Raw genomic sequence first — 18,245 nt, 5'->3', positions numbered from 1 at the left:
GGCCAGGGCGGCGACCCGCGCTTCCCCGAGCCCGCGCCCGTAGGGGGCGGCCGGCACGCGGGGCCCGTCGAGAGCGCGGGCGGCCCCGTGCGCCTCGGCGGTGCGACCGTGCCGATCGGTCCCGGTCCCCGGGTCGCCGACACCCGCGCCGCGCTCGCCGTCGGCCGGAGCGCCGACGCGGGTCCGGCGACCGGCTGGATCCGTCCGCCCGGCGGCGGCCCGCACGGCGCGGACCACGGTTCGTACGCCGGGGAACCGGGCCCGCCGCCCGGTTCCCGTCCGGTGGGCGTCCCCTCGCAGGGCTCCGACCAGGCCCCGCCGCCGGAGCCCGGACCCTGGCGGCCGTGGCGCTTCCGGATGTCGAACGACGTCTGGGGTACTCCGGTCGTGGACGGAGACCTCCTCTACGTGACCTCTTTCGAGGTACACGCCCTGGACACGGGGAGCGGTCGGCGCCAGTTCAAGACCCGGGACGTGGCCTGGTCCATGGCCGTCGCCGCGGGCCGTATCCACGCCTCCGACGGCCCCACCCTCTACGCCCTCGACGCGACCGACGGCAGCGAGCGCTGGCGGCTGCGGACGGACGCCTGGGTGTACTCGCTCCGGGTCGACCGGGGAACGGTCGTCACCGGTACCCGCGGCGGCGGGGTGCAGGCCTGGGAGGCCTCCAACGGCGCCAAGCTGTGGGAGATCACCGGCGCCCAGACCGACTTCGAGACCCCGGAGGCGGGGCCCGCCGTGCACGGCGACACCGTGTACGTCTGGCGGGACGCCCGGCTCCAGGCGCTCGACGCCCGCACGGGCGCGGAGCGCTGGTCGTACCCGATCGGCGACGCCGCCTCCTGCGCCAACGTGCCCGTCCGGGTGGCCCCGGCCGAGGACGGCTGTGTGTACGTGTCGGCGGGCACGCGGGTCCTCTCGATCGACATCGCGGCAGGTCACGTCCGCTGGCACTTCGAGGCGCCGGCCGTCTTCCTGTCCCCGCCCGCGTTCGCGCCGGGCCCGGCGGTCACGGGCGGCGGGGTGTACCTCTCCGACCACCTCGGCACGGTGTACGCCATCGACGCCACCACCGGGCAGGACCGCTGGCGGATCGCCACCGAGCCGCGCCAGTCGGCGGAGCCGGTGCTCGTCGCCGACGGCAACATCCACGTGGGCAGCGGCAGCGCGCTCTACACGCTCGACGCGGTCACCGGCACGCCCCGCTGGCGGTTCGCGGCCGGCGGCGAACTGGTCGGTTCCCCGGTCGTCGCCGACGGCCGGGTGCACTTCGGCTCGGCCGACCACGTCCTCTACACCCTGGACGCGACCGGCGGTCAGCTCCGCTGGAAGCTGGCGACCGGCGGCGAGATCACCGGCTCGCCGGTGGCGAAGGGCGGGGTCGTGTACGCGTGCAGCAAGGACCGCTGCGTGTACGCGCTGGACGCGGTCAAGGGCACGGCGACCGGGCGGGGGTCCACCGCGCGCTAGTACGCACGGACAGACGCCGACAGGGACCCGCCGCCGAAGTGCTTCAGCTCTTCGGTGGCGGGTCCCGCCGTTCCTGCTCCGGGTCCCCGGTCGGGACGTCGTACGTCTGGGTCGCCGCGTACGGCGACGGGGCCCGGGGGTGCGCGGGCGGCGGCTCCGGAGTGGACGGGTCCTGCGGCGACGGCCCGTCCAGCGTGGGACGCGTGTGCCGGGGAGGACGGTCGACCCGGTGCGGCGCGCGGGACCTGCCCGACATGACGAGCGCGCCGATCAGCAGCAGGATTCCGCCGCCGAGGGCGTTCGCGACCCCGTCACCGAGTCCCGCACCGTCACCGCCGACCGTGAGGCCGCCTTCGGCCTGCCCGACCCGCACCATCCACAGAACGGTGAAGCCGAGGACGACGATCCCGGCGAGCGCGACGAGCAGCCGGGAGCGCAGCAGCACTCCCAGGAGGGTCAGGAGGGCGGCGAAGAGGAACGGCGCCAGGATCGAGCCGATCACCTCGGCCTTGGCGTCCGTGATGCCGGTGAACAGCTCGTCGATCGCGTAGTCGCGGCCGTGACGGCCGTCGTACCAGGCACGGAAGGGGCTCCAGACGGCGGCCGTCGCTCCGGCGAGAGCCAGTACCGAACCGGCGACATTACGGATCATCGCTGTGGCCTCCTCGGCGGTCCGGCTCTCGCTCCCGACGCTACGCCGGGTGCGGGGGGCCCGCCATGTGGCACCGGGGCGCCGCTAAAGTGGCGCGGACACGACAGGAGAACGGGGGAGCGGCGATGGTGCGCACACGTCTGAAGCTCGCGGCGACGCTCACGGTGGTGGTGCTGGCGCTGACCGGTTTCCACACCGGCCACGGCAGCAGCGGCGGCAGTGGCGGCGGCAGCGGGAAGAGCAAGAGCCGGGGCGGCGACTCGGACGGCGGCGGCTGCTCCAATTCCAAGAAGAGCAACGACGACTACGACGGCTCGGGCGGATCCGGCGGGTCGAGCGCCTCCGACGAGTACACGTACGACCCCACGCCGACGTCCACGCCGACCGCGACGGTCTACGTCACCACGGTCGACTGTGTGAAGCCCGCGCAGAAGAAGCGCAAGGGGAAGCCCGCCCGCAGGGCGGACACCACGACCACGCTGAAGATCGTCTCGGAGGCGTGGGAGGAGAAGACGTTCCGGGTCGTCGTCCACTTCGAGGGCGCGGACCACACGGTGGTCGACCGGACCGAGACGACGGTCACGGTCGAGCGCAGGGGGACGAAGCGCTTCGAGGTGGAGATGGCGCACCCGGGGACCGTCGGCCGGGTGAAGGAGTGCGTCGCCTTCGTCGACGGCGAGGTCTCGGAGACCGCCACCCCCACCCCCTCCGCTACCGCGTCCTGAATCCCGCCCCCCGCCGTCCGAACAGCTCCGCCTGTCGCTCCGGCGGCAGGTTCCCGAGGGCCACCAGGTGCGGCGCGTGCGCCAGGGCCTGGGCGCGGGCGGCTTCGCGGACCGACCAGAGCGCCCGGACCGTCCCCTGGACGGCCTCCGTCGGGTGGCCCGCGACCACGGCGGCGGCCCGCAGGGCGGCGGCCAGTGCCCCGCCGGGTTCCGTCAGCTCGGAGACGAGACCCGTCTCGTGGGCCCGCCGGGCCGAGATCCGTTCCGCGCTTCCCATCAGCGCCATCCGGGCGATCTCCCCGTACGGCATCCGCTGCGCCATGTGGACGGTCTCGAAGGCGCTGACCATGCCGTAGGTGGTGTGCGGGTCGAAGAAGGTGGCGTCCTCGCCCGCGATCAGGAACTCGGACTCGCCGAGCAGATAGAAGGCCCCGCCGCAGGCCATGCCCTCGACGGCGGCGACGACCGGCTTCCACAGGTCGTTCGCCTTGGGGCCGATCGTGAGGAGCGGGTCGTCGATCGTGTAGGGCGAGGAGGGCTGGGGGACCTCGGCCGAGCGGTCGATGCCGGTGCAGAAGGCCCGTCCGCCGGCCCCGGTGACGACGATCGCGCGGACCTCGTCCTCGTACCGGAACCCCCGCCAGACGTCGCTCAGCTCGCGGGCCATCTCCGGGGTGATCGCGTTGTGCTTCTCCGCCCGGTCGAGGGTGACGACGGCGACCCCGGTCTCCTTGTCGCGCTCGACCCGGACACTCATCCGCGCTCCAGGAGCCAGCGGGGGACGACGACGCCGTCGATCTCGGCGAAGGACACCCTCACGGGGGCGCCGATCCGCAGCCTGCTCGGGTCGACCGAGTTCAGGGGGGCGTCGGGTGCGGCGACGACATTGCCGACGAGGCGAATGCGGGGGGCCTCGGCGAGTTCGACGATCACCGCGTTGTAGGGGGCCTGGGCGGCGTACTCGGGCAGGAGCGGCGGGTGGGGCAGCACGTACGACCAGATCCGGCCGCGCCCGGACATCGGGCGCCACTCGCTCGCGAAGGAGTGGCAGTGCGGGCAGCAGGGGCGGGGCGGGAAGCGGAGCTCGCCGCAGTCGGCGCAGCTCTGGACGCGCAGTTCGCCCTGGGCGGCGTACTCCCAGAAGGGGGCGCCGTCCTCGTCGGTGACGGGGGTCAGCATCTCAACTCCTCAGCAGAATGGCCGATGTGGGGACTCCCTCGCCCGCGGTGACGAGGCAGGTGGCGGCGTCGGGGACCTGGGCGGTGGAGGTGCCGCGGAGCTGCTTCACGCCCTCGTTGATGAGGTTGAAGCCGTGGACGTACGCCTCCGAGAGCCCTCCGCCGCCGGTGTTGAGGGGCAGCCTGCCGCCGATCTCCAGGGCGCCGCCCTCGGTGAAGGCGGCGCCCTCGCCGCGTTCGCAGAAGCCGTAGCCCTCCAGGGAGAGCGGGACGAGCGGGGTGAAGGCGTCGTAGATCTGGGCGACGTCCACGTCCTGGGGGCCGAAGTCGGCCTGCTTCCACAGGTGCCGGGCGGCGGTCCAGGCGGGGCCGGAGAGCGGGTCGTCGTTCCAGTAGTTGACCATGCCGTGGTGCTGGGCGGGCAGGCCCTGGGCGGCGGAGTGGACGTAGACGGGCTTCTGCCTGCAGTCGCGGGCCCGTTCGGCGGAGACGATGACGCAGGCGAGGGCGCCGTCGGTCTCCAGGCAGTTGTCGAAGAGGCAGAGGGGTTCGCTGATCCAGCGGGAGGTCATGTACATCTCCCGGGTCAGCGGGCGTTCGTACATGATCGCGGCCGGGTTCTGGTTGGCGCGGTTGCGGCAGGCCAGGGCGACGTTGAAGAGGTGGTCGCGGGTGGCGCCGTACTCGTGCATGTAGCGGCGGGCGAGCATGCCGATCTCGTCGGCGGGGCGGAGCAGTCCGAAGGGGCGGGTCCACTGGCCGGGGGTGGGCAGCTGGACGGCGGTGTTCTTCCAGGGGCGGGGTCCGCTGCCCCGCTTGCGGGACCGCCAGGCGACGCCGACGCTCGCCTGTCCGGTGGCGACGGCGGCGGCGAGATGGCCGACGGTGGCGCAGGAGCCGCCGCCGCCGAAGCCGACCTTGGAGAAGAAGGTGACGTCGCCGGCGCCGATGGCCTTGGCGACCTCGACCTCGTCGGTCTCCTCCATGGTGTACGAGGCGAAGCCGTCGACCTCGGAGGGGTCGATGCCCGCGTCGTCGAGGGCGGCGAGGATCGCCCGGCAGGCGAGTGTCTTCTCCGTCTCGGGGAGCTGTTTGGCGAACGCGGTCTGGCCTATCCCGACGATGGCAGTGGCGTCCTTGAGCAAGGCGACCTCCCCGTACGACAGCGCTACTGACAGCGCGTCAGGTTACAACTAATCTGACGGATAGTCAGCTAAGGGGAGTGGTGGAGATGGACGAGGCGGGCGCGGTCCACGAGGCGGGCGAGCCGGGGGAGGCCGGGGTGTGTGAGCGGGGCGAGGCGGGCGTCCGCGAGCCGGGGGAGGACCGGGTGCGCGGTGACCTGGAGTGGGGCACGATCCCCGGGCTCGTACAAGCGGCGGCCCGGCGGTACGGCGCACGGGAGGCCGTCGTCGACGGACGCGTCCGTGTCGCCTACGCCGAACTCGGCGAACGCGTCGAGCGGGCGGCGGCAGCCTGCCTCGCCACCGGCATACGGGCGGGGGACCGGGTCGCGATCTGGGCCCCCAACAGCCTCGACTGGATCGTCTCCGCGCTCGGCGCCGTCACCGCCGGCGCCGTCCTCGTCCCCCTGAACACCCGCTTCAAGGGCACCGAGGCCGCCTCCGTCCTCCAGCGCTCCCGGGCCCGGCTGCTCTTCGTCACCGGCACCTTCCTCGGCACCTCCTACGTGGCCTCCCTGCGCCGCTCCGGAGTCGCGCTCCCGCACCTGGAGAAGGTCGTGGTCCTCGGCGACACCGCGCCCGACGAAGCGGAGTGGACCACCTGGAAGGCCTTCCTCGCCGAGGGCGACGGCGTCCCGGCCGAGCGGGTCCGCGCGCGGGCCGCCGCCATCGACCCCGCCGCCCCCTCCGACATCATCTACACCTCCGGCACCACGGGCCGCCCCAAGGGCGCGGTCATCAGCCACGCCCAGAGCCTGCGCTGCTACGCGATCTGGTCCGAGCTCGCCGGTCTCCGCCAGGGCGACCGCTACCTCGTGGTCAACCCCTTCTTCCACACCTTCGGCTACAAGGCCGGGATCCTCGCCTGTCTGATGCGGGGCGCGGTGATCGTCCCGCAGTCCGTCTTCACCGTCGACACCGTCCTCGCCAACATCGCCGCCGAGCGCGTCACGGTCCTGCCGGGCCCGCCCACGCTCCACCAGTCCCTCCTCGACCACCCGGCCCGCACGGCCCACGATCTGTCCTCCCTCCGCCTCGTCGTGACGGGCGCGGCCGTGGTCCCCCTGCGGCTCGTCGAGCGCCTCCGCGCGGAGCTGGGCGTCGGTACGGTCCTCACCGCGTACGGCCTCTCCGAGGCGAGCGGCATCGTCACGATGTGCCGGCGCGACGACCCGGACGCCACCGTCGCCACCACCTCGGGCCGCGCGATCCCCGGCACCGAGGTCCGCCTCTCGGAGACCGGGGAGGTCCTGGTCCGGGGCCACCACGTGATGAGCGGCTACTTCGAGGACGCGGAGGAGACGGCGGCGGCGATCGACGCGGACGGCTGGCTCCGCACCGGGGACATCGGCGTCCTCGACGAGGCCGGCAATCTGCGGATCACCGACCGGCTCAAGGACATGTTCATCGTGGGCGGCTTCAACGCCTATCCGGCCGAGATCGAGCAGCTCCTCGGCCTCCACCCGGAGATCGCGGACGTCGCGGTGATCGGCATCCCCGACCCGAGGCTCGGCGAGGTCGGGAAGGCCTTCGCGGTGCGGCGCCCGGGGGCGCGGGTCACGGCGGACGACCTGATCGCCTGGTCGCGGCGGGAGATGGCGAACTACAAGGTCCCGAGGGAGGTCGAGTTCGTCACGGAGCTGCCGAGGAACGCGAGCGGGAAGGTGGTGAAGGGGGATCTGAGGGCGAGGAGTTGAGGGGAGGGGTCGAGGGGGAGAGGGGCGGGCGCCCGAGGAGTCGAGGGAGGGGGCGGGCACCCGAGGGGTCGAGAGGGAGGGGCGGGCGCCCGAGGAGTCGAGGGAGGGGCGCCCGGCGCTTCAGGAGTGCAACCGTCCGTAGCCGTGTACACGTCATAGGGGCCGTCCTCGGCGAACCGCAGTCCCCCATCCCCCGGAGCCGCCCGTGTCCTCGCCAGCGCCTTCCGAGATTCCCCTCACCCTGACCCCGCAGCAGGCGGCCCAGGGTGTCGTCATCACCGTCACCCTGCCGACCGGCCCCGCCCAGCTCCGCGTCCGCCCCTGCCGCCACGGCGAACTCGTCGCCGCCCGCCTCGGCGAGAGCACGGTCCAGCTGCGCATCACCGTCGCGGGGGCCCAGCAGAAGAAGGGCGGTCTCCTCGGCTGCCTGGTCCCCCTCGCCGTCCTCGGCGCGATCATCGGAGGCTCCTACCTCCTGAACGACGACCAGGACGACAGGGCCGGTTCGACCGGCCCCGGCCCGATCCCCACCTTCTCCTACCCGCCGCCGCCCACCTTCGACGTGGACGGCGACCCCACCGCCGCCGCCACCCCCACGGAGGAGGAGCCCGACCCGTACGAGAAGGGCACCTGCCTCAACGGCTCGCTCCCCGACTCGACGACCGCGCAGTCCGTCAGCGGCGTCGACGAGGTCTCCTGCTCGGCGTCCGACGCCCACTACAAGGTGATCCAGACGTTCCCGTTCACCTCCGACATGAACAAGTGCAACGCCAACCCCAGGACGCAGTACGCCTTCTCCCACCGCTACACGATGAACGGCACCACGGTCAGCGAGTACGTGTACTGCCTGGTCGGCCTCGGTTCCTACGCCCGCTGACGGACCCGCGCCGCGACGCCACGACGGGAGAGGTCCGTACACACGCCGGAGGGGCCGGGCAGCAGCCCGGCCCCTCCTCCTGCGACGGTCCGATCGCGTTGCGCACGGGCCCTGCCCGGACGGATCCCCCCCTGGTTCCGTCGTCCCGGGTGTCCCCCGAGCCCGTGTGCTCCCCCGTCGACCGGACCTTCCCGGTCGGCCCCGGCAGCTCCCCCGAAGTCGCCGCCGCGGCCTTTCCCCGTCGGGAATGGTCTACTTGGCCGGCTCCGTGGTGACGTGGATGTTGCCGAGCGGAGCGGCGGTCCCCGTGTCGGCCGGCTCGCCGGTGACGTGGATGTTCTTGATGCCGATCTTCTCGGCGATCGAGTCCTCGGCGTCACCGCCGGTGACGTGGATGTTCTTGGTCTCGATGTCCGCGGCCTCGCCGCCGGTGACATGAACGTTCGTCGGCTTGGCGATCGACTCGTCGCTCATCGGAACCTCCCGTGGTTCTTCGTGTTTCATCGTGGGTCAGATGGGTCGTCGAGACCCGTCCGGCTGTTCCCCCGTGGACTGCCGGACGGGTCTCACTGCAGGGCCGCTCACCCTATTGCGTGGAGAGGACGGCCTCTTCGGCGACCCGTCTGCCCCCCGACGCGACGGATCGATGGAAGAAGCATGTCCGCCGGCGATAAACGAACGATGAACGCCGAGGCCGGGGCCCGATCGGCCGCCTCAGGCGGCGGCCGCCGGGGCGAGGAGCGCCCGGACCTCGGCGGCCTCGGGGGAGTTCAGCTCCTCGTAGATGCCGAGGGCGTCCTGCCAGCAGACCTCGGCCCTGCCGAGCTGGCCGATGCCGTTCAGGGCCCGGCCCAGGACGGTGAGCACATTGCCCCGGCGCCACTCCCCGCCGATCCCGCGCAGCACCGTCAGGGCCATCTCCGCGTGGGACGCGGCCTGCGCGTACCGGCGGGCGGCGACGTCGACCTCGGCCATGCGGAAGAGCGTCATGCCCTCCCACAGCCGCTGCCGGCTGTCCCGGAAGACGTCGAGGGCCGCCGCCAGGCTGTCGTACGCGTCGGTGAGCTGACCGCTCTGGGTGAGCGCGACGCCCATGGCGTAGCGGCCGTTCGCGCCCTTCAGGGCATGGCCCATCCGGTCGTACATGGCGGTGCCCCGGCGGGCGAGGACCACGGCACTGACCGTGCGGCCGGTGAGCAGATGGATGCGGGAGAGGTTGCACAGGGCGCTGGCCTCGCCCGGCTCGTCCTGGCAGTCGCGGAACTCCTCGATCGCGCGGTTGAGGAACTCCTCGCCCTCCTCGTACCGGTTGCGGTAGACCGCCATGACGCCGAGGGTGTTGGCCGCCCAGGAGCGGGGCATCCGGTCGTCGACCAGGTCGGCGAGCCCCATCGCCTCGCGGGCCTCCTGGTCGGCCTGGTCGAACCGGCCCGACACGTGGTGCACATACGCCGAGGCGATGGCGGCCCGGCCCGCGGCCCGGCTGTCCGAGGTGCGGCCCGCCGCCTCGCGGAGGACCGTCGCCACCGCCTCGTACTCCTTGGAGTTGGCGCCCGATTCCGCCAGGTCCAGCGCCGCCCACAGCAGGTCCACCCCGCGCCGCAGCGTCCCCGGGGTCCCGGCGGACTGGCGGACGCAGGCGAGGAGGCAGTTGGCCTCGGCGTAGAGCCAGTCCTGGGCCGTGTGGCGGTCGGTGAAGGAGAGGCCTTCGTGGGTGGTGGGTTCGAGGTGGTCGACGAGACGGTCGCCGGGGCGCTCGATGGCGTACACCCGTGCCGCCGTCGACAGATAGAAGTCGAGGAGCCGGGAGAGCGCGGCGTCCTTCTCCGACGGGGGCTGCTCGTCGCGGTCGGCACAGGCACGCGCGTAGAGCCGGACCAGGTCGTGGTAGCGGTAGCGGCCCGGCGCGGCCGACTCCACCAGGGAGGTGTCGACGAGGGCCTCCAGGAGGTCCTCGGTGTCCCAGAGGGGCAGGTCGAGGACGGCCGCCGCCGCGGCGAGGGAGATGTCCGGGCCGTCGGCGAGCCCCAGCAGCCGGAAGGCGCGCGCCTGGGCCGGTTCCAGCTGCCCGTAGCCGAGCTCGAACGTGGCCTTCACCGCGAGGTCGCCCGCCTGGAGTTCGTCCAGGCGCCGCCGCTCGTCGGCCAGCTTGGCCGCCAGGACGGAGACCGTCCAGGTGCGGCGGGCCGCCAGCCGGGAGGCGGCGATACGGATGGCCAGTGGCAGGAACCCGCAGGCGGCGACCACGTCGAGCGCGGCCTCCCGCTCGGCCTGGACCCGCTCCGCGCCGACGATCCTGGTGAAGAGCTGGAGGGCCTCCTCCGGGGACATCACGTCGAGGTCCACCAGATGGGCGCCCGCCAGGTCCACCATGCGGATCCGGCTGGTGACGAGGGCCGCGCAGCCCGCCGTGCCGGGCAGCAGCGGGCGGATCTGGGCGGCGTCACGGGCGTTGTCCAGGAGGACCAGGACCCGGCGTCCGTCGAGCGTCGAGCGGTACAGCGCCGCCCGTTCGTCGAGCGAGTCGGGGATGGCCGAGTCCGGGGTGCCGAGCGCGCGGAGGAAGGAGCCGAGGACGGTCTCCGGCGCGGCGGCCCGGGAGCCGGCGCCCTGGAGGTCCACGTACAGCTGGCCGTCCGGGAAGTGCGGCCTGGCCTCGTGCGCGACATGCACGGCGAGGGTCGTCTTGCCGACGCCGCCGATGCCCGCGAGCGCCGACACGGCCATGACATGGCCCTCGGCGGTGGCGAGCCGGGAGCCGAGCTCCCGTACGAAGGAGGCGCGGCCCGTGAAGTCCGGGACGGTCGCGGGGAGCTGCGCGGGGCGGGCGACGGGCGCGGCGGCCGGGGCGGCCTCCTCGACCGGGCGGGCGAGTTCGGCGTCGGCCTGGAGGATCCGCTGCTGGAGCCGGGCGAGTTCGGGTGTGGGGTCGACGCCGAGCTCGTCGGCGAGGAGCCGGCGCGTGTCGGCGTACACGGCGAGGGCCTCGGCCTGCCGGCCGCTGCGGTACAGCGCGAGCATGAGCAGCTCGCGGAGCCGCTCGCGCAGCGGGTGCGCGGCGGTGAGCGCGGTCAGCTCGGACACGGCCTCCGCGTGGGCGCCGACCTCCAGGTCGATGTCGAGGCGGGTCTCCAGGAGGGTGAGCCGCCACTCCTCCAGGCGGGTCCGCTGGTTCTCGGCGTACGGCCCGGGCACGGAGGCCAGCACCTCGCCGTCCCACAGGTCGAGGGCTTCGGCGAGCCGGTCGCGGGCGGCCGCCCGGTCCCCGGCGGCGCGCAGCTTCTCGGCCTCGGCGCCGAGTTCCTGGGCGCCGGTGACGTCCAGGGCGTTCGCGGAGGTGCGCAGGGCGTAGCCGCCGGACTCGCTGACCAGGACCTTGGGGCCGAGCGCCTTGCGGAGCCGGGAGGCGTAGGTCCGGACGGCCGCGAGGGCCTGCGAGGGCGGTTCCTCGCCCCAGAGCGCGTCGATCAGTTCGGAGGCGGTGGCGGTACGGCCGCCGCGCAGGAGCAGGGCGGCGAGCAGGGCGCGCTGCTGGGGTGACCCGGTGGGCACGGGCTCGCCGTCGCGCCAGGCCCGGACGGGCCCGAGCACCGCGAACCGGAGAAGCCCGGGGGCGGCGGTGGCCGTGTCCGAGCCGGTGTGGGCCGTGTCCGAGCCGGTGTGGGCCGTGTCCGTGCCGGTGTCGGCCGTGTCCGTGCCGGTGCGGGCGGCGGGGGCCTTGTCCCCGCTCGCGTCGGCGGCGGCCGTGTCCGTGCTCGCCCCGGCGCCGGAGCCCGTGTGCGGCCCGGCGGCGGCTTCGTGGCCGGATTTCGTCGTGGCCGCTCGCCCCGCTCCCGTCGCGTGGCGCGTCGGAGCGCCCGTCTTCTGGCCCGTGCCCATGCCGGCGCCTTCGTCCGTCGCCGTCGGGGCATCCGTGTTCACCGGGGCGTCCTCGCCCGTCGTCGGAGCCCGCTGCACCGGAACTCGCGGCCCGTTCTCACGGTCCATCGCTCCCCCTGCCCGTACCGCTACCGCTGGTTTCGCCCTGGACAGTCTGCCTTGCCCGGAGGGAGTCCGTCAGCATCGGGTCGGCCGTAGTCCGGCCCGTGACACGGCCGTTGTACGGCCGTCACGTCGCCGATCTGGCGCACGGTAGCTGACGGGTCGTCAGATCGGCGCTACCGTGAAAGCCATGGAGACCTTCCCGAAGATCATCTCGGTGGACGACCACACCGTGGAGCCCCCGCACGTCTGGCGGGACCGGCTCCCGTCCCGGTACCACGACACCGGCCCCCGGATCGTCCGCGCCCCGCTCAAGGAAATGACCTTCCTCGGCGGGAAGTTCGCCCCCGTCATGGGGGCCAGGGGTGACGACGGCCCGATCGGCGACTGGTGGGTCTACGAGGACCTGCACCGGCCCCTCACCCGGCTCGACACCGCCGTCGGCTACGACCGCGACGAGATACGGCTCGAAGTCATCACGTACGAGCAGATGCGGCCCGGCTCCCACTCCGTGCCCGAGCGGCTGGCCGACATGGACGTCAACCACGTCCAGTCCGCGCTCTGCTTCCCCACCTTCCCCCGGTTCTGCGGGCAGACCTTCACCGAGGCGAGCGACCGCGAACTCGGGCTGCTCTGCGTCCGGGCGTACAACGACTGGATGGTGGAGGAGTGGTGCGGGCCCGAGGCCCACGGCCGGCTCATCCCGCTCACCCTGATCCCGCTCTGGGACCCCGAGCTCGCCGCGGCCGAGGTGCGCCGCAACGCCGCGCGCGGGGTGAGGGCCGTCGCCTTCTCCGAGATCCCGCCGCACCTCGGGCTCCCCTCCGTCCACACGGACCACTGGGACCCCTTCTTCCGCGCCTGCGACGAGACCGGCACGGTCATCGCCATGCACATCGGCTCCTCCAGCCGGATGCCGTCCACCTCGGCCGACGCCCCGCCGGCCGTCGGCTCGACCATCACCTTCGCCAACTGCTGCTTCTCGATGGTCGACTGGCTGATGAGCGGCAAGTTCGAGCGCTTCCCGAACCTGAGGATCATGTACGCGGAGGGGCAGATCGGCTGGATCCCCTACATCCTGGAGCGGGCCGACGTCGTCTGGGAGGAGAACCGCGGCTGGGGCGGGGTCGCCGAGAAGGTGCTGCGCCCGCCGTCCGAGCTCTTCGCCGGCCATGTCTTCGGCTGCTTCTTCGACGACGCCTTCGGGCTCCGCAACCTCGGCGCCATCGGCGCGGGGAACGTCCTGTACGAGACGGACTACCCGCACTCGGACTCGACATGGCCCAAGTCGCGGGAGGTGGGCGAGGCCCAGATGGGCCATCTGCCGGCGGACGTCGTCGAGCGGATCGTCCGGGGCAACGCGATCGACCTGCTGGGGCTGACCCCGGACGGCCTCTGGCGGCCGTAGTCCCGCGACCGCGGCCGGGCTCCCCCTTCGAGGGGGGAGCCCGGCCGTTCTGTCGCCCGGATGGCCCAGCGGGAGGCTCCCCTGATGGCGGAGGGTCTTCGAGTGAGCGCGAATAGTAATCAAGTGTGCGCATCTTGCACATCTCGAGACAGCCAGTGGGTGCCCCCCCGGGTGTCCACGAACGGAGCCTGTGACATGACCCCCCACCCCCTCCCGCACCTTCATTCCGCGGACGACGACATGGAACCCGACGGCATAGAACCGACCGCAGAGCCCCGCCCGGGTCCGTCCCGCGAGCCGGTTGTCTCCCCGCCCCCGACGTTCGACGTACCTCCCCTCCCCGACCGGCCGACGGCGTCCCCGGTGGAGCCGAAGTCCCCGGCCGGGGCGGCGCCCGCCGTCGCGCCGAAGCCCCTTGTCACGGCGGCGACTCCGCCCGTGACCGGGCCGCCCTCCCCCTCGAAGACGCAGGCCGCCGGAAGCGGGTCCGAGGCCCCCGGGGCCACCGCCTCGGAGGCGGCGGAAGCATCGGACGCCCCGCGGCCCCGGCCCGACGACGAGGCGCCGGCCCGCGAGGAGTCCGGCGACGAAGCGGTCCACACGCTCCTGCGGACCGCGGCGACCGAGCGGCCGGTGGAGGAGGTCGCCGCTCTGGTGGCCCGCCTCCAGGAGACCGGCGAGCTCGCCAGCCCCGCCGACGTGGCGCTCCGCGCGGCGGCCGTCACCCGCCCGCTGGACGAGGTGCGCCAACTGCTCGCGCTGCTGAACGCCTCCGGATACGACCTCCACGAGGCCGAGACCACCCTGCGCGCCGCGGCGGTGGGCCGGCCGATCGAGGACGTGGTCAGGCTCGTCGGCATCCTCGGTGCCGACAGCGGCGACCGGCGGTCCACTGCGGGCGGGGACGCCGGGGCGAAGCCGGACGCCGCACCCGGGAAGCGGGGCCACGCGCGCGTCGGCCGTGTCCGGGCGGCCGCCCCGGCCGCGAGCGCCGCGACCGCCCCGAAGAAGCGCGACCGGGGCGCCGCCAAGGGCCGCAAGTCCGTCCTGGACGGCGCGCTGGCGGCGGGCCCCAGCCATGTCGCCACTCCCGCGCTGAGGTCGGTACTGCGCTGGCCCGCCGCACTCGCGCTGTTCGTCTGCGGCCTGATCCATCTGCCGACCGATCTCGCGGGCCTGCGCTCGGGCGGCGACGCGCAGGCGCTCTCCGCGGTCGTCACGGTGCTCTGCCTGGCGTGCGCGGTGTGGCTCGCGGCCAGGGACACCCTGATCGCCTGGGCCGCGGGCGCGGGCGCCGCCGTCTTCGTCATCGCGGTCCACGGAGTCGCGGGCGCGCGCACCGTCGAGCTGCTGAGCGACAGCCTCGGCACCACGTTCGCCTGGGCGAAGGCGCTGGCACTCCTGAGTGCCGTGGGCATCGTCTGCCTGTCCGCCTCGGCCCTGGTGCGCCACGCGAAGGCATCCGGCGCTACGGACGGCGCCTGACGGCTCCCGACGCTCCCGGCGCATCGGAGAACGAGGGCGAAGATCCGCCCCCGCCCGGACAGCTCCCCGCTGTCCGGGCGGGGGCGTCGTCATGTCCCCAGCGCCTCCCCACCCCTTGCCTGATGGATCGTCAGGTACGAGCATGGGCCCTGCTCGATTAATTGACGATCCGTCAGATCAGGGCCGTATGCCCGGACTCAAGGGGGTTCCTCATGGTGGTCTACGGGATGCAGCTGCCGATCCAGTCGCAGAGCGCGATCTACGCCGAACCCTGGGAGGCCACCGCCGGGCCCGCCGATCTCCTCGCGATCGCCCGCGCCGCCGAGTCCCACGGCTTCGACTACCTCGCGAGCTGCGACCACGTCGCCATCCCGCGCCGGCTGGCCGAGGGCATGAGCACCGTCTGGTACGACCCGGTCGCCACGCTCTCCTTCCTCGCCGCCGCCACCGAGCGGATCCGGCTCCTCTCGCACGTCGCCGTCGTGGGGCTGCGCCATCCGCTCGTCACCGCCAAGGCGTACGCGACGCTCGACCACCTCTCCGGCGGCCGGCTGGTCCTCGGGGTCGGCGCCGGGCACGTCCAGGAGGAGTTCGAGGCCCTCGGCGTGGACTTCGCGCGCCGCGGAGCCGTCCTCGACGAGACCCTCGACGCGCTGCGGGCCGCGCTCGGACCGGAGGAGTACCCGGAGCACAGCGGGGAGCTGTTCGCCTTCAAGGAGCTGGGGCAGCTGCCCCGTCCCGCGCAGGAGCGGGTCCCGCTCTGGGTGGGCGGCTCCTCGCCGGCCGCCGTGCGCCGGGCCGCGCTCAAGGGCGACGGCTGGCTCCCGCAGGGCGACCCGCGCGACAGGCTCGCCGAGCAGATCGTCCGGCTGCTGCGGCTGCGCGCCGAGGCCGGGATCACGGAGCCGCTGACCGTCGGCGCGATCACCGAGCCGCTGTACGTCGGGGTGCCCGGCCGGGAGGTCGGCCGGCGCACCCTGAGCGGCCGGCCGGAGGAGATCGCCGCCTCGCTGCGCGCGTACGGCGAGATGGGCGTGCATCAGATCCAGGTCCGGTTCCGGTCCCGGAGCCGTACCGAACTCATCGACCAGATGGCGGCCTTCGGCACGGAGGTCGCCCCCCACCTGAACTGAGGAGCGTGGCAGGCATGGGCAAGCTGGACGGACGGGTCGTCCTCGTCACGGGCGCGGCGCGCGGGCAGGGCGAGCAGGAGGCCCGGCTGTTCGCCGGGGAAGGGGCCAGGGTCGTCCTCGCGGACGTCCTCGACGACGCCGGTGAGGCGCTGGCCAAGGAGCTGGGGGAGGAGCGGGCCGCGTACGTCCACCTGGACGTGACCGCGGAGGAGGAGTGGGCGGCGGCCGTGGCCTTCGCCAAGGAGCGGTTCGGGAAGATCGACGGGCTGGTCAACAACGCCGGGATCCTGCGCTTCAACGAACTGCTCTCCACCCCGCTGGAGGAGTTCCAGGCGATCGTCTCCGTCAACCAGACGGGCTGCTTCCTGGGGATCCGGACGGTCGCGCCCGAGATCGCGGCGGCCGGCGGCGGGACGATCGTGAACACCGCCTCGTACACGGGGCTCACCGGGATGGCCGGGGTCGGCGCCTACGCGGCCTCCAAGCACGCCGTCCTCGGGCTGACCCGGGTCGCGGCCCTGGAGCTGGCCGCGAAGGGGATCCGGGTGAACGCGGTCTGCCCGGGGGCGATCGACACCCCCATGAGCAACCCCGAGGGGGTGGACCCGGCGGCCACGGCCGGTCTCTACCGCAAGCTCGTGCCGCTGGGGCGGATCGGGCGCCCGGACGAGGTGGCGGCCCTCGCGCTCTTCCTGACCGGCGAGGACTCGGCGTACATCACGGGGCAGCCCTTCGTGATCGACGGCGGCTGGCTGGCCGGGGTCAGCCTGTTCTGAGCGGCTTCGGCGGCGACCACGACATCAGCTGACGACTCGTCAGGTATTGACGGGTCCACCCCGCGGTGCGACAGTCGGGCACATCACGAATCTGACGGCTCGTCAGAAACTCCGTCAGAAACTCACGAGGACGGTGAACCCCCTTGGAATTCGGGATCTTCGTACAGGGATACGTCGGCAAGCGCGCCGAGACCGATCCCGAAGCCGAGCACAAGGCCCTGATGGAGGAGACCGAGTACGTCATCCAGGCGGACAGGTCCGGCTTCAAGTACGCCTGGGCCTCGGAGCACCACTTCCTGGAGGAGTACTCGCACCTCTCCGCCAACGACGTCTACCTGGGCTACCTCGCCCACGCCACCGACCGGATCCACCTCGGCTCCGGCATCTTCAACCCCCTCGCCCCCGTCAACCACCCGGTGAAGGTCGCCGAGAAGGTCGCCATGCTCGACCACCTCTCCGGCGGGCGCTTCGAGTTCGGCTCCGGCCGGGGCGCGGGCTCCCACGAGATCCTCGGGTTCATGCCGGGCATCACCGACATGAACTACACGAAGGAGCTGTGGGAGGAGACGATCGCCGAGTTCCCCAAGATGTGGCTCCAGGACGAGTACGTCGGCTTCCAGGGCAAGCACTGGTCGCTGCCGCCCCGCAAGGTCCTCCCCAAGCCGTACGGGAAGTCCCACCCCGCCATGTGGTACGCGGCCGGGTCCCCCTCCTCGTACGCCATGGCCGGCAGGAAGGGCCTCGGCGTCCTCGGCTTCAGCGTGCAGAAGGTCTCCGACATGGAGTGGGTCGTCGAGTCCTACAAGACGGCGATCAAGGAGGCCAAGGCGATCGGCGACTTCGTCAACGACAACGTCATGGTGACCTCCACGGCGATCTGCGCCGAGACCCACGACAAGGCGGTCGAGATCGCCGTCGGCGGCGGGCTGAACTACCTCCAGTCCCTCCTGTTCCGCTACCACGACACCTTCCCGCGGCCGGAGGGCATCCCGGAGTGGCCCGAACTCCTCCCCGAGTACTCGGCGGAGATCATCGAACTCCTCATCCAGGAGGAGCTGATGATCTGCGGAGACCCCTCCGAGGTCCTCGCCCAGTGCAAGCGCTGGGAGCAGGCCGGGGCGGACCAGCTCTCCTTCGGGCTCCCCATCGGGATCTCCTACGAGGACACGATGAACTCGATCAAGCTGATCGGTGAGCACGTGATCCCGGAGATCGACACGGACCCGGTCCACCGCACGACCCGCTTCCGCCGCGCCGCGGGCGCCTGACGGACTGCGCCGGGGCGCTGCCGCTTGCCGGGGGCGCCCACCGCCGGGGCGCGGCGCCCGCGCGCATGGGCTGCGCGCAGGGGGCTGCGCCCACGCCCACGCCTCGTCCACCCCCCGCCGTGTGGGCGCGGGCACGGCGTCCCGTCCACCCCCCCCGTGTGGGCAATCGTCCCGCTGGGGCGGGACGGGTGGGCACACGGGACGGCGCCCTTCGGCGGCGCGTCCGCCCCTTGTGCCTTGACCCGCACCCCCAGTGCGCCGCGCACCGGGTGCGGGTCCAGGCGCGGAAGCCTGACCGCCCGGCAGGGGCGACGTCCGTTGTGCCCACCCGTTCCGCCCCTGCGGAACGTATGCCCACAACTGGGGTGGGTGGGGGTGTGGCCCTCGCCCCCGTTGGGGCGGCAACGGGGG

Annotated in this window: 15 protein-coding genes; 9 read left to right on the top strand and 6 right to left on the bottom strand. The window is 73.2% G+C overall.

Annotation, left to right across the window (positions count from 1 at the left end):
* Nucleotides 1-1,470, top strand: a 1,470-nt coding sequence (locus IE311_RS22525) for an outer membrane protein assembly factor BamB family protein (RefSeq protein WP_189833576.1), incomplete at its 5' end; no start/stop codon positions are given.
* 43 nt (nt 1,471-1,513) lie between these two features.
* Here the strand turns inward: IE311_RS22525 and IE311_RS22520 are convergent.
* Nucleotides 1,514-2,122: a hypothetical protein gene (locus IE311_RS22520; RefSeq protein ID WP_189833575.1), complete on the bottom strand. Its 609-nt coding sequence runs from the start codon at nt 2,120-2,122 to the stop codon at nt 1,514-1,516.
* A 125-nt stretch (nt 2,123-2,247) separates the two neighbouring features.
* Here IE311_RS22520 and IE311_RS22515 point away from each other — a divergent pair, with 125 nt between their 5' ends.
* Nucleotides 2,248-2,847 (top strand): hypothetical protein, encoded by a 600-nt coding sequence (locus IE311_RS22515; RefSeq protein WP_189833574.1) that lies wholly within the window; start codon nt 2,248-2,250, stop codon nt 2,845-2,847.
* On the opposite strand, the gene IE311_RS22510 is transcribed toward IE311_RS22515, so the two are convergent.
* From IE311_RS22510 to IE311_RS22500, 3 genes are read right to left on the bottom strand one after another with little or no spacing between them, the layout of a single operon-like run.
* Complete coding sequence (locus tag IE311_RS22510; RefSeq protein ID WP_189833573.1) at nt 2,834-3,604, bottom strand: enoyl-CoA hydratase/isomerase family protein; 771 nt, start codon at nt 3,602-3,604, stop codon at nt 2,834-2,836. The two genes, IE311_RS22515 and IE311_RS22510, sit on opposite strands and share 14 nt — an antisense overlap.
* Nucleotides 3,601-4,026 carry a Zn-ribbon domain-containing OB-fold protein gene (locus tag IE311_RS22505; protein WP_189833572.1) on the bottom strand — a complete coding sequence of 142 codons (426 nt, stop codon included), beginning with the start codon at nt 4,024-4,026 and terminating at the stop codon, nt 3,601-3,603. Before IE311_RS22505 ends, IE311_RS22510 begins: the two co-directional genes overlap by 4 nt.
* 1 nt (nt 4,027) lies before the next feature.
* The gene (locus tag IE311_RS22500) at nt 4,028-5,170 is read right to left on the bottom strand and encodes a lipid-transfer protein (RefSeq protein ID WP_189833571.1); all 1,143 of its coding nucleotides are present in this window, start codon (nt 5,168-5,170) and stop codon (nt 4,028-4,030) included.
* Nucleotides 5,171-5,355: 185 nt separating this feature from the next.
* On the opposite strand from IE311_RS22500, the gene IE311_RS22495 reads away from it, so the two are divergent.
* Together IE311_RS22495 and IE311_RS22490 are read left to right on the top strand one after the other, a co-directional pair.
* Nucleotides 5,356-6,906 (top strand): FadD3 family acyl-CoA ligase, encoded by a 1,551-nt coding sequence (locus tag IE311_RS22495; protein ID WP_189833592.1) that lies wholly within the window; start codon nt 5,356-5,358, stop codon nt 6,904-6,906.
* Nucleotides 6,907-7,111: 205 nt separating this feature from the next.
* Complete coding sequence (locus tag IE311_RS22490) at nt 7,112-7,783, top strand: LppU/SCO3897 family protein (RefSeq protein ID WP_189833570.1); 672 nt, start codon at nt 7,112-7,114, stop codon at nt 7,781-7,783.
* Between the two features lie 252 nt (nt 7,784-8,035).
* On the opposite strand, the gene IE311_RS22485 is transcribed toward IE311_RS22490, so the two are convergent.
* Together IE311_RS22485 and IE311_RS22480 are read right to left on the bottom strand one after the other, a co-directional pair.
* Nucleotides 8,036-8,257, bottom strand: coding sequence for a hypothetical protein (locus tag IE311_RS22485; protein ID WP_189833569.1), 222 nt, complete (start codon nt 8,255-8,257; stop codon nt 8,036-8,038).
* A gap of 240 nt (nt 8,258-8,497) precedes the next feature.
* Nucleotides 8,498-11,770, bottom strand: a complete 3,273-nt coding sequence (locus IE311_RS22480; protein ID WP_229902082.1) for an AfsR/SARP family transcriptional regulator — start codon at nt 11,768-11,770, stop codon at nt 8,498-8,500.
* 184 nt (nt 11,771-11,954) lie between these two features.
* On the opposite strand from IE311_RS22480, the gene IE311_RS22475 reads away from it, so the two are divergent.
* The 5 genes from IE311_RS22475 (at nt 11,955) to IE311_RS22455 (ending at nt 17,834) form a co-directional block, all read left to right on the top strand.
* Complete coding sequence (locus IE311_RS22475) at nt 11,955-13,172, top strand: amidohydrolase family protein (protein ID WP_189833568.1); 1,218 nt, start codon at nt 11,955-11,957, stop codon at nt 13,170-13,172.
* Nucleotides 13,173-13,610: 438 nt separating this feature from the next.
* Nucleotides 13,611-14,657: a hypothetical protein gene (locus tag IE311_RS22470; protein WP_189833567.1), complete on the top strand. Its 1,047-nt coding sequence runs from the start codon at nt 13,611-13,613 to the stop codon at nt 14,655-14,657.
* A 212-nt stretch (nt 14,658-14,869) separates the two neighbouring features.
* Nucleotides 14,870-15,790 (top strand): LLM class F420-dependent oxidoreductase, encoded by a 921-nt coding sequence (locus tag IE311_RS22465; protein ID WP_189833566.1) that lies wholly within the window; start codon nt 14,870-14,872, stop codon nt 15,788-15,790.
* A gap of 14 nt (nt 15,791-15,804) precedes the next feature.
* Nucleotides 15,805-16,566 carry an SDR family NAD(P)-dependent oxidoreductase gene (locus IE311_RS22460; protein ID WP_189833565.1) on the top strand — a complete coding sequence of 254 codons (762 nt, stop codon included), beginning with the start codon at nt 15,805-15,807 and terminating at the stop codon, nt 16,564-16,566.
* Between the two features lie 143 nt (nt 16,567-16,709).
* On the top strand, nt 16,710-17,834 hold the full coding sequence (locus IE311_RS22455; protein WP_189833564.1) for an LLM class flavin-dependent oxidoreductase: 1,125 nt from the start codon (nt 16,710-16,712) through the stop codon (nt 17,832-17,834).
* Nucleotides 17,835-18,245: the final 411 nt, after the last annotated feature.

This window comes from Streptomyces zaomyceticus, assembly GCF_014656215.1.
Lineage (GTDB): Bacteria > Actinomycetota > Actinomycetes > Streptomycetales > Streptomycetaceae > Streptomyces > Streptomyces zaomyceticus.
This window is presented reverse-complemented; position numbering and strand designations above follow the sequence as displayed.